Origin of the sequence: Pedobacter sp. ok626, assembly GCF_900100435.1 — a bacterium.
Lineage (GTDB): Bacteria > Bacteroidota > Bacteroidia > Sphingobacteriales > Sphingobacteriaceae > Pedobacter.
In genome coordinates, this window is sequence record NZ_FNEX01000002.1 from 455537 (window position 1) to 469766 (window position 14230).

General features: G+C 39.0%; 15 protein-coding genes. 2 read left to right on the forward strand and 13 right to left on the reverse strand.

What is annotated here, in order from left to right; genetic code table 11:
* Positions 1-70 precede the first annotated feature (70 nt).
* From BLS35_RS04100 to BLS35_RS04150, 11 genes are all read right to left on the reverse strand, one after another.
* Positions 71-442 (reverse strand): NADH-quinone oxidoreductase subunit A, encoded by a 372-nt coding sequence (locus BLS35_RS04100; protein ID WP_090778063.1) that lies wholly within the window; start codon positions 440-442, stop codon positions 71-73.
* Positions 443-518: 76 nt separating this feature from the next.
* Complete coding sequence (locus BLS35_RS04105; protein WP_090778065.1) at positions 519-2246, reverse strand: tetratricopeptide repeat protein; 1728 nt, start codon at positions 2244-2246, stop codon at positions 519-521.
* A gap of 115 nt (positions 2247-2361) precedes the next feature.
* Positions 2362-3270 (reverse strand): substrate-binding domain-containing protein, encoded by a 909-nt coding sequence (locus BLS35_RS04110; RefSeq protein ID WP_090778067.1) that lies wholly within the window; start codon positions 3268-3270, stop codon positions 2362-2364.
* Between the two features lie 16 nt (positions 3271-3286).
* Positions 3287-3517: a hypothetical protein gene (locus BLS35_RS04115; RefSeq protein WP_090778069.1), complete on the reverse strand. Its 231-nt coding sequence runs from the start codon at positions 3515-3517 to the stop codon at positions 3287-3289.
* Between the two features lies 1 nt (position 3518).
* Positions 3519-4340, reverse strand: a complete 822-nt coding sequence (locus BLS35_RS04120; RefSeq protein ID WP_090778071.1) for an energy transducer TonB — start codon at positions 4338-4340, stop codon at positions 3519-3521.
* A gap of 33 nt (positions 4341-4373) precedes the next feature.
* A complete protein-coding gene (locus tag BLS35_RS04125) occupies positions 4374-4913 on the reverse strand; it encodes an ExbD/TolR family protein (protein WP_090778073.1) in 540 nt (179 codons plus the stop codon).
* Positions 4914-4922: 9 nt separating this feature from the next.
* Positions 4923-5540, reverse strand: a complete 618-nt coding sequence (locus BLS35_RS04130; protein WP_090778075.1) for an ExbD/TolR family protein — start codon at positions 5538-5540, stop codon at positions 4923-4925.
* 87 nt (positions 5541-5627) lie between these two features.
* Entirely contained in the window at positions 5628-6455 is an 828-nt protein-coding gene (locus tag BLS35_RS04135; RefSeq protein ID WP_090778077.1) for a MotA/TolQ/ExbB proton channel family protein, read from the reverse strand.
* A 272-nt stretch (positions 6456-6727) separates the two neighbouring features.
* On the reverse strand, positions 6728-8332 hold the full coding sequence (gene pckA / locus BLS35_RS04140; protein WP_090778079.1) for a phosphoenolpyruvate carboxykinase (ATP): 1605 nt from the start codon (positions 8330-8332) through the stop codon (positions 6728-6730).
* A gap of 144 nt (positions 8333-8476) precedes the next feature.
* Complete coding sequence (locus BLS35_RS04145) at positions 8477-8830, reverse strand: translation initiation factor (protein WP_090778081.1); 354 nt, start codon at positions 8828-8830, stop codon at positions 8477-8479.
* A complete protein-coding gene (locus BLS35_RS04150; protein ID WP_090778083.1) occupies positions 8820-9710 on the reverse strand; it encodes a diacylglycerol/lipid kinase family protein in 891 nt (296 codons plus the stop codon). Before BLS35_RS04150 ends, BLS35_RS04145 begins: the two co-directional genes overlap by 11 nt.
* A 232-nt stretch (positions 9711-9942) precedes the next feature.
* Between BLS35_RS04150 and metK the strand changes: the two genes are divergently transcribed.
* Together metK and BLS35_RS04160 are read left to right on the forward strand one after the other, a co-directional pair.
* The gene (metK, locus tag BLS35_RS04155) at positions 9943-11193 is read left to right on the forward strand and encodes a methionine adenosyltransferase (RefSeq protein ID WP_090778085.1); all 1251 of its coding nucleotides are present in this window, start codon (positions 9943-9945) and stop codon (positions 11191-11193) included.
* A 168-nt stretch (positions 11194-11361) separates the two neighbouring features.
* Positions 11362-11703: a hypothetical protein gene (locus BLS35_RS04160; protein ID WP_090778087.1), complete on the forward strand. Its 342-nt coding sequence runs from the start codon at positions 11362-11364 to the stop codon at positions 11701-11703.
* A 20-nt stretch (positions 11704-11723) separates the two neighbouring features.
* Here BLS35_RS04160 and BLS35_RS04165 read toward each other — a convergent pair whose 3' ends face one another.
* Positions 11724-12983, reverse strand: a complete 1260-nt coding sequence (locus BLS35_RS04165) for a DUF2264 domain-containing protein (RefSeq protein WP_090778088.1) — start codon at positions 12981-12983, stop codon at positions 11724-11726.
* A gap of 9 nt (positions 12984-12992) precedes the next feature.
* Positions 12993-14189: a glycoside hydrolase family 88 protein gene (locus tag BLS35_RS04170; RefSeq protein WP_090778089.1), complete on the reverse strand. Its 1197-nt coding sequence runs from the start codon at positions 14187-14189 to the stop codon at positions 12993-12995.
* Positions 14190-14230 lie beyond the last annotated feature (41 nt).

The window sequence follows — 14230 nt, forward strand, 5'->3', positions numbered from 1 at the left end:
GAACCACAAATTTACAATTTTTTGAAGCAATTGGTCTACGCTATCTGCATTTAGAACCGATCTAAATAGGCTAATTCCAGTCCAGTGCTTTCTTCTTTATCACATATATAAAACCCAGTAACAGGGTTCCCATGAATATAAACATCTCTACCATGCCAGTCATGCCCAGCTCCCTGAAATTAACTGCCCAGGGATACATAAAAATCACCTCCACATCAAAAAGGACGAACAAGATGGCAACCAAAAAGTATTTAATAGAGAACGGCTGACGCGCATTACCAATGGTCTTAATCCCTGCTTCAAAGGTTTCCAATTTATCTTTTGTCTTCCTTCTCGGCCCTAAAAAATGTGTTGCAATTAAAGTCACAACAACAAATCCTAAAGCAACGATTACTTGAAATACAATTGGTAAAAAATCTACAGGTACACTTTGCGTTTCCATTTGAAAATATTTTGGGACAAAAATAAAACAAAAAGGCAGGATAACAACCCTGCCTTTCTATTTATTATTTAATTTATTACTTTTTCTTTTTAATTGGGGCCTTAGGTGCAGGTGCAATAAGTGATTTTATACCTTCCAATGCAGTAGCATTCTGAGGATCTAAAGCCAATGCTTTATCCCAATATAATTTAGCTTTCGCTTTATCTTCTTTGTAAGCAGCAAAACCAGCAATTTGGTTATAAGCTTCTACCATACTTTTAGCTGGTGGAGCTGGTTGAACATTTTTCGCAATTCTAACTTCAGCAGAGTCTAAGTACTGTTGATAGAAAGGTAATTTTAATCCTTTAGGATCTGTATCGCTATCCATTAAGTTATTTGCTCTAGCTCTCCAAAGAAGTACATCAATGGTGGTCGGAGCATCCTTTAATACTGTAGCAAAGGCAGCATCTGCTTTTACCAATAGGTCTTTCGAAGGATTGGTATTCGCGCTATAACCTTGTCCATAAAGTAAATATCCGGCAAGTCCACGGTAGTAAAAATTATACAATGAACCTTTTCCATGTGGATTATACTTGTTCACAATGTCGTAAGTTTCAATTGCTTTAGCATAATTTTTAGCATCATAATACCCTTTCGCCACCTCAGCAAGTGCTTCAGCATTGGCAGAATCCTTCTCGACAGCCTTAGTTAAGTTAACCACAGCTAAATCATCTTGCTTATTTGCAGCTTCTGCTCTTCCAAGGTATAAATAATCTGAAGCGATAACACGAGATGTATCTTTCACTTTTGCGAAGAAATCATTCATGTACTCTAAACTTTTCGGATAGTTCTTATTCTCAAATGACGAATAACCGCGTAGTCTTGAAACTACAAGGGCTTTTGGATCATTAGGATTAGTTGTTGCAAGTGCAGATGTTACTTCTTCTAAAGTTTTAAAATCTTTAGCATAAAACAAGAACTGCGCATAACGCAATTTCGACTCAAATGAATTATCAGTTAAATCAAGATATTTTTTGTAGTTTTCTACAGCTTGAGCGGACCTGGCCGGGAACTCAGTAGCCATTTGAAGTGCCCACTGCATATACAGTTCAGCAATCTCACGATAAGCAGGGCCGTAGTTAGGATCTTTAGCAATTACTTCTTTCAAAGCTTCTTCTGATTCCGTAAATGCTCTTGATTCTTTATACATACGGCCAATCTGCACTTTACCTCTTAAAAGAGATTCGTTGATATTACCCGCACGCATATAGTTTTGCAAAGCTTCAGAGTTTTTCTTTTGCAAAGCATAATAATCACCTAATGCTAGAAAAGTTTCCGCGTCTTTATCATTCGCATCCAGCTCTTCTGCTTTTTGCAAATAAGGCAAAGCCGCTTCGAAATCAGGCTTAGCTGTAGCGATGTAAGCTTTTCCAATATACAACTGAGGGATATAATCCTTTTTAGAAGAAACTTCTACTGCTTTAGCAAAGTTTGTTTTTGCCGAAGTTGGGTTGTTTGCAAATAAATCAGCTTCCCCCAGACCAATATAATTTAATGAATTTTTAGGATCAGCAGTCACGCCCTTAGTAAATACTGCACGAGCAGAATCAGGATATTCCATAAGTAAATATACCTCACCTAAAGTATAATAATTCTCGCCTTTACTGGCTTGATTAGCTACAAGTGTTTTAAGCATTGAAGCCGCTTTCTGATACTGTTCAGCATCTATGGCCTTCTTTGCGTCACTTAAGCTCTGAGCAAAAGAGGCAGAACCCATCACTACTAAACCTAAACTTAAGGTTATTGCTTTCTTTGTCATTTTCATGGTTCGTCTATTGTTTTTTAATTATTATGAAGCTTGCTCTGCAGGTTTCATGGTTCGTCAATTGTTTTTAGTTTTGAAGCTTGCCCACGCAGGCTTCATCTTTCAAATATAAAATTTAGTTTGTATTCTTAAAATTAAAATCTCGAGAAGACAGCTTATGCGGACCCAATCCAGATTTAAGTACAATCAATTGTCCCCTCGGACTTACCAACCAGGTTGCAAAACCCGTGCCCAAACCATCCCTGCCTTCTGCATTGATAATATATATGTTTCTTAAGAAAGGATAAATGCCGTTAATTAAATTCGCCTGGATTGGCTGATAAAATTTATCATCCCCTTTTTTACCCTTCACATTCTTCACTCCCATCATTTTCACTCTATCCAGATAACCAGCCATATCTTTGTTATTGTCGATTAGCCAGTTTACTCCTACAACTCCTATAGACCCTTTATTTTCTGCAATATACTTAATCACATCGTTATTGGTCTGTAAAGTATAAATTCCTTTTGGCGGTAATGTTGTAATACCTGCCAGTGTTTTAAAATAACGCAAAGTACTTGAATAGGCATTATCAAACACCAATTGTTTACCACTTGTTGAAGTCCCTTTTAATATATTAACGACCTCATTCACTGTAATATTGCTATCGAGATTATCCTTATTTGTGATTAAGGCGATGCCATCAATTGCAAACCTTGAAGTCTTTGGGACAATGCTTCTATTTCTGTATATTTTATCCTCTTCTGGTGTAAGCATTCTCGATGAAATTATCACCCGTATGCTATCGTTCAAAAATGTAGGCATGATGCGTTGCTCATTGCCTTCAATGATGGTAAATTTAGTATCTGGGTAATCTGTTTTAAATACCTCTATCTGATCTGCCAGCACTCCCGAAAAAGACTCGTCTACCAGCATACTCACTGTACCAGATGTACGCGTCTCTTCCACACTGCCTGCAGGCTTTGGCTTCTGCTTACAAGCAACAAAAACAAACAGTAAAAGGACAAAACTAAGATTCTTCATACTAAACAATAAATTATTAATCCTCTTCGGGTCTTTGGTTAACTAAACGGACAAATCTGATCACTGCATATACAATCAACAAGCCGCCTAGCATGATTCTGTACATCGGCTGAATCTGATTCAACAGTGTCGTTCCAAAGATCAACATGGCACCTAGCACCATATAAAAGAGGAACATGACAAGGCCTAAAATGAACAGAAATCGCTGTTGAGGCGATTTCTGTCTAAATGTTTCGAAACTAAACATTCTAATTTGATAAGGTAAAACTGATTGGAATGTTGTACTTAACACGTACCGGTTTACCATTTTGAATACCCGGCGTCCAGTTTGGACTCGCTTTAAGTACCCTGATAGCCTCCTCATCGGTTCCGCCACCTAGTTTTCTTTCCACTTTAATGTCAGTAAGCTTTCCGTTTTTCTCTACTACGAAAGATAAGAACACTTTACCTTGAATGTTATTCTCTTGAGCCATTGCAGGGTATCTTACCGCTTTTTTCAAATAAGCGTAGAATTTCTCCATACCTCCAGGGAAACCTGGCTGAGTCTCGATACTCACAAAGTCATAAACCTTAGTATCTTCAACTACTGCGGCCTGTTTAGGACCATCCCCAACCGGACCAGCGATAACGATATCAGCTGTTGGATCACCTTCAATGGTTTTCTGACCTGGGTCAGCTTTTTTCAAATCTTCGATCTGAACAGGCTCTTTATCAACTACCTCATTATCCGGTTTCACAATCGGAGGAGGGAATTTAATCTGATCCTGTTTTGGTGGCGGTGGCTCAACCGGTGGCGGCGGAGGTGTCTCCGGGTTTACCGGTGGAGGTGGCGCAACCACAACCTCAACCTGCTTCACTACCTCTTCTTCAGGTAGCTTGCCCTTGATCAAACTAATGAGCTTAGGCGCCACAAACATCAGTATAAATACCGATGATGCGATGACAAGAGCCTTTGTAGTATTTGCGGCACTTTCTCTACGCAGCGAGTACGCTCCGTATTTCTTGTTCTTGTTTGCAAATACAACATCCAGCCACTCTGTCTTTAATAAATCTATCTTAGAACCAAACATAGCTTCCTATTTTTAATATTGTTAATTATTTTATTATAAAATTCCAGCCTGTTTCATGAAGTCCTTTTCAGCATCAGTGATGTTCTCATCATCAATTGCTGGTGCTGTAGTAATCTTAGTGATCGACAACTCATCCATAATATCAACAAAATTCTTATAGGTCGCTCCTGACGTTGGCTTAATCACCATGATGATCTGTCTTCCGCCAGTAGCATCTGCTACTTTCTTTTTATTATCTAATATCGACTTTCTGATATCAGCAAAAGCTTCCACATTGGGTTTTGACTTACCTGCTTCCCCCATATACCAGGCTACTTTATTGTTTTTACCCAATAGAATAGTCATTGTCTCAGAAGCACGTAATTCGTTTCTTTCAACCGAGTTATCGTCTTTATCAGGCTTTGCAATATCCATTGCAATTGGTTTCGACAGGGAGGTGGTTAACATAAAGAAAGTGATTAGCAAGAAGGCCAAATCCACCATCGCAGTTAAATCTACTTTGGTACTTTGTTTCTTACTCCTTACTTTTTTGCCTTTTTTGCCCCCCCCGCCGGAGGTATCTAATTCTGCCATAATATAATATTATTTAGCATCGCCTTCGGCGGATGTAATTAAACTGAATTTGTTAATTTTTTGCTTCTGAAGAATATCAACGATTTTCTTAACCGCCGGGTACTCTTCTTCTGCATCTCCCTTGATACTCACGCGCATTTGGGTGGAGTGTAATTCGGCAACAGACGTACGTGACTGAAGGATCCATTCGGCCAACTGATTGTTAGTTGAATCGGCAGGAATACCACCAGCATTTTTTTGATACGCTGTTCTTTTCTCTCCATCCATAGCTATGAATTCCTTCAAATTCTGGATTGGAACTCCAAAGGCTCCAATAACACCAAACCGTTCACGCTCTTGCGGAGTAAACTTAATGCTGTATTTCTCGCCCATCTTATCCAGCGTCGACATTTTAATGTCCTTTCCTACGATCTCATAGAATACTTGCCCTTTACCTATTGACAATATCCCCATATCCAAATCAGGAACCTTAAGTTTATAGGTTGATGAAGGAATAGTAACATCCAAAGGATCAGGTTGGCGCGCTGTTGCTGTTAATATAAAGAAAGTAAGCAATAGGAAAGATACGTCGCACATGGCGGTCATATCTATCGCAGTACTCTTTCTTTGAACCTTTGCTCTTGGCATAATTTTTTAAAATTACTTATGTTTTAAACTAATGATGTTAATTCTCCCGGTTTTCCATAAAGCCGGTAAAAAAAAATTCATTATTTTTTATTTATGCGTACTAGCGTAAGTTTGGATGATGCTGAAACCTGCTTCATCAATTGCATAAGTTAATTTATCAATTTTAGAAGTTAGGATGTTGTACATGATAATTGCAAGTGTAGAAGTACCAATACCTGTAGCTGTGTTAATCAAAGCCTCAGAGATACCAGTTGCCAATGCAGCTTGATCTGGAGCACCAGAGTTAGCCAAACCACCGAAGGCCTTGATCATACCTGTTACTGTTCCTAATAGACCCATCAAAGTACCTACTGATACTAAAGTAGCAATTACAGTTAAGTTTTGCTCTAACATTGGCATTTCCAAAGTAGTAGCTTCTTCGATATCTTTCTGGATAGCTAAACATTTTTGGTCAGTGTCCATGTTTGGCTCAACTTCCATTTCACGGTATTTTTTCAATCCCGATTTAATTACGTTTGCAACAGAACCTTGTTGTTTGTCACACTCAGCCATAGCTGACTCAATGTTGTTTGCATTCAAAAGAGACTGCACTTTTTTAACGAAAGCATCTAAGCTTCCTTTACCTGTTGCTTTACCAATAACAATAAAACGCTCAACAGAGAATACGATTACCATTAAGAACATACCCATAAGGATTGGTACGATAAAACCACCTTTGTAAGCCATACCTGCGTAGTTACCAACTTTAGGTAAATTTTCAACGTTATCGTCGATAAAGTTTTTTGGATCACCCAGGATAAATTTGAAAATACAGATACCGATAATGATACAAATTGGAATCGTTAATGTAGCGAATAGATTAGAAGCTGTCGAGCTTTCTTTTTTTACTGTTGTAGGTTTTGGTGCGTTTGCCATTTTTTTTTAGTTTTTTAGTTTTTAGTACTTTGTTTTTTAAAATTAGATAAATAATCCGTAATACACACAACGACCATTATAAACAATTGTTGTAACAACAAAATTATAACTTTGATTTTAATTCCAAATTAAATAATCGTTAGCCTATTCCCCGAGTATTTCCCTTCACGTAGTTAGTATAATTAAAAAAGATTGTCCCGGTGGAGAGACAATCTTTCGCAATTAAAACTAAAAAAAAATTGAAATGCAAATTTTTCGGTAAAAAAATGCTTTTAATGTGCGTTTTCAACAACTTTAGGCACAGATGCAAGCATTTCTTCACTCGCATAGGCTTCAAACTGCTTAAAGTTATTTATAAATGCCAACGCCAATTCGTTTGCTTTTAGATCGTATTCCTTAGGATCCGTCCAGGTATTTCTTGGGTTCAATATTTCTGCCGGAACGTTTGGACAACCTACCGGAATGCACAATCCAAATACAGGATCTGCTTCAAAAGCGATATTTTCAAATTCTCCCTTCAATGCAGCAGCAATCATAGCTCTTGTATACGCTAATTTCATCCGTTTTCCAACTCCATAAGCTCCGCCACTCCATCCGGTATTGATCAACCAAACATTCACCTTATGCTTTTGCATCTTCTCGCCTAGCAAACTTGCATAGCGTGTTGGGTGCAACGGCATAAATGCTTTACCAAAACAAGCAGAGAAGGTTAACTGAGGTTCTGTAACGCCCGCTTCTGTCCCTGCCACCTTAGCGGTATAGCCAGATACGAAATGGAACATCGCCTGCCCCGGAGTTAATTTTGATATCGGAGGTAAAACACCAAACGCATCAGCTGTTAGAAAGAAAATGTTTTTAGGCATTCCAGCTATTGATGGTATAATCGCATTATCAATGAAATCTATTGGGTAAGCAACCCTTGTATTTTCTGTTTTATCTATATTAGAAAAATCTACCGTACGCGTCTGAGGGAAATAATTAATATTTTCCAACAATGCGCCAAATTTAATGGCATTATATATCTGAGGTTCCTTCTCAGCTGTCAGGTCTACACATTTAGCATAGCATCCGCCTTCGAAATTGAACACAGAATCATCGCTCCAGCCATGCTCATCATCACCAATCAGCCCTCTTTCAGGATCAGCCGAAAGCGTGGTTTTCCCAGTGCCCGAAAGGCCAAAAAAGATTGCCGTATCGCCATCCTTCCCTACATTGGCAGAGCAATGCATCGATAAAGTGTTTTTTTGTTCTGGTAAAATGAAATTAAGTACAGAGAAGATCCCTTTTTTTATCTCTCCAGTGTAACCCGATCCACCCACCAAAATCATCTTTTTAGTAAAGTTCAGGATAGAAAAATTCGGTTGCCTGGTCCCATCTACGGCCGGATCAGCGAAAAAAGTAGGTGCAGCTATAATCGTCCACTCCGGTTGAGCAACCACTTCTTCTTCTCCAAACCTCAGAAACAGGTTATTGGCGAAAAGATTTTGATAGGCCGTTTCCGTAACTACCCTGATGGTTGTTTTATACTTTTCATCTGCACAGGCGTAGGCATCCCGTACATAAAAATCCTTCTGATTAAGGTGCGCGGTAATCTTATTAAAAAGGGAATCGAAATGTTGTGCATCAATCTTGATATTGATGTCACCCCACCAAACGGTATCCTGAGTAATGTCATCGCAAACAATAAATCTGTCTTTCGGAGAACGACCGGTAAATTTACCTGTGTCAATTGCCAATGCACCGCTATCGGCAAGCGTACCTTCTCCATTCTTCAAGGCCTCTTCAACCAGTTGTGCCACATTAAGCTGAAATAGAGCATTATCTGAATCTAGGTTCAAATAGTTCAAGTCAGGCTTAAGCATAAACGCTTTGCTCATAAATAAGTAAGTTAGTCCGACAAAGTTATGCAGATAAAAAGGGAATAAGCATCATTTCGCCCGAAAAAATTTACTTATTGTCGCCGATACACTAACACGAATTAGCTGATTATCAATGATTTAAAACGATTTCAGAAAACGTTTTTATCCACCTGATTTTTTTACTTTGAAGCCTTCTTTTTGAAGCAATAACAGCACTTTATCTCTAAAATCGCCCTGGATTAGAATTTCACCGTCTTTACTCGCTCCTCCTACACCACATTTGGTCTTCAGCATTTTACTCAGTTTTTCCAACTCTTCATCGCTCCCAACAAATCCTGTGACCAATGTTACGGCCTTTCCCCCACGATTCTTTTTGTCCAGCATCACCCGTAAATTTTGCTGATTGTTAGCCAAAGCTTCAGCTGGTTCCGCATTTTCTTCCTCATAAACAAAAGATGGATCTGTCGAGTACATGATCCCACCTAAGTCGCTTAGCGTTTTCTTTTTAGGCTTCATAATCAGGTGTAATGATATTTAAAGACAAAGGGTTAATAGACACTGCGATTTCTTTCCCCATAAAATAGGGCTCTCCATCAATATGTATCGCATCTTCCTTTATCCGACTGATGTATATATTTTTTCCTTTAATAATTTCTACCAGGTTAGAGTTATCGGTTTTTAACCGCAGCATTTGATAAGCCAATACAGGAAGTTTGTACAACGGGAACTCCTTAACAATGCAAACATCCAGCAATCCATCGGTTACCGATGCTTTTGGAGATATATGTGCATTGTTGCCATACTGCGAAGAATTGGCAACACTAATCACAAATGCCTTGCGCGAGTATTCTTTCCCATCAACAGTAATCTGGTACGTTTGGGACTTGTAGCTAAACATTTCTCGCAAACCCAATTTTACATATCCACTTAATCCCCTGCTTTTATTTCCGGCAAACACCGAACTGATATGGGCATCAAAACCCATACCGGCCATATTGAAAAAGCACTTCTCATTAAATGTCGCAGTATCAATAACCGATACTTTACAGTTATTTATGACTTTTATCGCTTTTACCGTATTCATCGGTATTTTTAAGAACCTGGCTAAACCATTTCCTGATCCAAAAGGCAAAACACCAAGTATTTTGTTCTGTTGCATCACTTTTGCTGCGATTTCATTGATTGTTCCATCGCCACCAACAGCAACAATCACATCAAAGTTTTTATTCGCAGCTTCTTCTGCTATTTCGGCGGCATGGCCAACATATTCAGTAAATGCAAAGTTCGGATTGAATTTCGCCCGATCCAGATGAGCATCTATCAGTGCAGGAATTTTCAACTTATTCTTCCCTCCCGATATTGGGTTTATGATAAATAAAATATTTAATTTTGACAAGGTCTTCGCGCTTTATTAGAATACAAAATAATCGATATTTTTTGACTATTTAAATATATAGTGTAATTTTGCAGCATTAAAGTGGACTGATTTGCGATGCTATGTAAAAATAGCGGGATTGCAACCACGTAAAAAAAAGTGCTAACCTGTCATACACTTCATTTTACTGCCTGTTTTGCAGGATCAACTTCCATTTTACGTAATTGTTTACTATTTAAATTAATTATTTAAAATGTCGTATTTATTTACATCAGAATCTGTTTCCGAAGGACATCCTGATAAAATTGCGGATCAAATTTCTGATGCGCTAATCGATAACTTCCTGGCTTTTGATCCAGATTCAAAAGTAGCTTGCGAAACATTAGTTACCACTGGTCAGGTAATTCTAGCTGGCGAAGTAAAATCTACTACCTACCTGGATGTACAACAAATTGCGCGAGATGTTATCCGTAAAATCGGGTACACCAAAAGCGAATATATGTTCGAGGCCAACTCTTGTGGTATCCTTTCGGCTATCCATGAGCAGTCACAAGACATCAACCAAGGTGTAGATAGAAGTAGTAAAGAAGAGCAAGGTGCTGGTGACCAAGGAATGATGTTTGGCTATGCTACCACTGAAACTGAAAATTATATGCCTTTGGCTTTAGACTTGTCGCATACTTTGCTACAGGAATTGGCTATCTTAAGACGTGAGAACAAGGAAATCACTTATTTACGTCCAGATGCAAAATCTCAGGTAACTCTTGAATATTCAGACGATAACAAACCAGTACGCATTGCTGCAATTGTAATTTCTACGCAGCATGATGATTTTGCTGAGGAAGCGACAATGCTAGCCAAAATCAAAAAAGACCTGGTTGATATCCTAATTCCAAGAATCATTTCCAAATACCCTCAATACGCGCATTTCTTTAACGATAAAATTGAATACCATATTAACCCAACCGGTAAATTTGTAATCGGTGGTCCACATGGCGATACTGGTTTAACAGGCCGTAAAATTATCGTGGATACTTATGGTGGTAAAGGTGCACATGGTGGTGGTGCTTTCTCTGGAAAAGATCCAAGTAAGGTAGATAGAAGTGCTGCTTATGCTACTCGTCATATCGCTAAAAACCTTGCTGCTGCAGGTGTTGCTGATGAAATTCTGGTGCAAGTAAGTTATGCGATCGGTGTAGCTAAACCAATGGGTATCTATATCAACACTTACGGAACAAGCAAAGTGAACAAAACTGATGGTGAGATTGCTAAAATCGTAGAGGATATATTTGATATGCGCCCTTACTTTATCGAGCAACGCTTAAAATTAAGAAACCCTATTTATAGCGAAACTGCTGCTTACGGGCATATGGGCCGCAAGCCAGAAACTGTAACCAAAACTTTCAAAACGCCAAACGGTGAAACTAAAACAGTTAGTGTTGAGCTGTTTACTTGGGAGAAATTGGATTTTGTAGATAAAGTAAAAGCTGCTTTTTCTTTGTAAGCCTAGCTCTATAATATACTTAAAAGGGGATGTAACGATTGTTATATCCCTTTTTTTATGCCGCATCGTCTCCGACATTATGAGTTAGCTTTCCTGTCCGTTCCTGAAATTGATTGTGACAAACCATTTGACCTAAGCGTTGTTCTTATATAAAAGAAACATAACATTATGGAACATCCTATGGAAATGAATACACTGAGTGAGATTTTAGAGAAATTGAGGACTAAAGGCCTTGACAAAGAAATAAAAATGACTGACCACGGCAAAATGCAAAGTGATCTGAAAATTTATAGTCCAGAAGATTTAACCATTATCAAAACATATCGTTTTGAAGGGGATTCCGATCCCGCAGACAATGCTGTTCTTTATTTGTTAGAAGATAAGGAGGGACAAATCGGATATATCATGGACGCCTACGGAATGTATAGTTCACAGGAAAATACGGGGTTTGATGATTTCCTCAAAAAGATACCTACGGCCGATAGAGATTTACAAGAACTGTTTAGTTAAACAGTTCTTGTATTACATTATTAATAATCTACATGGTAATCCTTCGCAAAAGCCTCAGCACCCCATGCGCGTTTACTTGTCCAGGCCACTGGCTTGGCAGTCCAGAATTCATGACTAGCCGGTAATCCCAATGGCAGAAAAGATAGTGTTGCCATATATAAACTTCCGGTTGAAGTATAATAATCTGCTATTTCAGGTTGGTGGCCACAAAACCCCAGCTGTAACCAGCCTTTTTTATCAAATGTCCCCGGTGTGCCATACATGTTCTGTTTCACTTTAGTCAGTGCACAACGCACTTGAGCGGGCTTAATAGATTCTGGCAATTTTTCCATCAATGCAACTTGACTAAGCGCCTGGAAAGCACCGGTACGGTAAGTAATAGATCGGCCAATCGGCGGGAAGGTTCCCTCTGGGGAGATCATTCGCTCCTGCCCTACAGCATAACGTTGCATACGTTTTAAAGCCAGATCATAGACTTTCTGTTCAACCAGTTTTTTATCTGCCATCACTGCAAGGATATCCACCATCATGGGATGGATTACAAAAGAGTTATAGTAATCAAAGGCAAGGTTCGGACCATCGCCGTACCAGCCATCACCTTTATACCATTCATTCAATTTTTTAGGCCCTTCATTTAAGCGTTCCGCATTATAATCTTCTCCAACGGAAAGTAAAAAAGCTTCTGTAATCGAGCCGAATAATAGCCAGTTGCTTTTAAACGGCTTTCTGTTTCTTAAAGATTTAAAGGCAGTAATGATTCTTTGTTTTGTTTCTGCTTCGAGCGGCTCCCACAATGCTTTTGGTGCCCTTAAAAAAGATTGAGCCAGGTAAGCGGCATCTACAATTGGTTGATAGTCCTTGGCAAAGTTTAACGCATCGGGACTACCGGGCGCAAAACATTTGTTTAGACCTTTTATCGCATCTGTTCTTAGCTTTTTTCTTGCTATTCCCTCTGTGGTTTCATCATCGGGTAAAGCCAACCAAGGGGCAATTCCGGCATAAGTACGACCCACTGCTTCAAGATAAGTTACCGATAACGAGCGCGAATCAAATGTAGGTGCTTTTTCAACTGGCATATTTTTGATCAATGTGCCGTTGGCCAAATTGATTACGACAGGACTGGCAATTTTATTTAGCAATTTCCACCAATACTCGCGATCATTCCCAGCATACCCTATTGATACTTTGGTTTGATCAGTAGCAGCCAAAATATTTTTGGGGCTCATTGCACCAATAATTCCGGCCAATGAGAAAGCACCTATAAATTTTCTTCTTTCCATATAATTATTCTATAAATACCAGTTTTTGTAACGCATTAATGCCTCCAAATAATAATAATCGGCATAGGTTAGCGGCACATCTATTTCTGATCTAAGCGGTAATGCGCCTGTGCTATGCATCAGTAAAAAACCTCCATTTTGCCCCGCTTTAGAACGATAAGCATCAGACGACAATGAGGAGATCATCTCCCCCGCAGCATCAATATAAATCTTAGCATCTTCCTTTCCTGTATATTGTCCAAGCTCCAGCAAGGCTGATGCAATCACAGCAGCCGCTGATGCATCCCGGTAAGTGTTTGGAATACCAGGGGCATCAAAATCCCAGTAAGGAACTTTATCGGCAGGCATATTTGGATGGTTCAATATAAAAGAGGCAATATTCTTTGCCAGATTTAAATATCGCTTTTCTTTTGTAAATCTGTACATCATGGTATAACCGTATAAAGCCCAACCTTGCCCGCGACTCCAAGCCGAAGAATCAGATGCGCCCTGAGCAGTTCCTCTTTTAACTACAGCTCCAGTTTTCATATCATAATCCACCACGTGATACGAGCTGTAATCTGGTCTGAAATGATTTTTCATTGAGGTGTTGGCATGATTAATCGCGATCTTTTTATATTTAGCATCACCACCATGATCAGTTACCCAGGCTAATAATTCGAGGTTCATCAGGTTGTCGATAATCACAGGTCCTTTCCATTTTTTACTGGAGTTCCAGGATTGGATCACTTTTGCATTGGGACGGTAACGTGTAATTAACGAAGCAGCAGCCGTATCAATTGTCGGTATGTATACCGGTTTTTTAGTGATGCGGTAAGCATTGCCAAAACTGCAAAACATCATAAAACCTAAATCATGATTACCTGTATAGTGTTTTTCCTTCTCTAATATTGCCAGGCGATTTTCCGCCTCTTTTAATGTGGCAGTGTCTTTAGTATATTCATAAATATAAAGCAATGCCCCTGGATAAAAACCACTGGTCCACCATTTGGTATCACTGGTTTCAACCCTATTGGTTTTAGGGTTATAAGTTTTGGGCATTACCTGCGCCGGGACATTTTTAGCGAGCACTTTATATTGCTGTTCGGCAAATCTAAATTGCTCATCAATCAGCTCTTTCATCTGCACCTTGTTCCCGTTTGCCTGCTGCGCACTGGCCAAACCTGTGGTAGCCAGTAAGCAGACAGTAAACAATAGTTTTCTCATAGTTTGTGTGTGTTGTGTATTCCTTTGTGTTGTATTTTGTT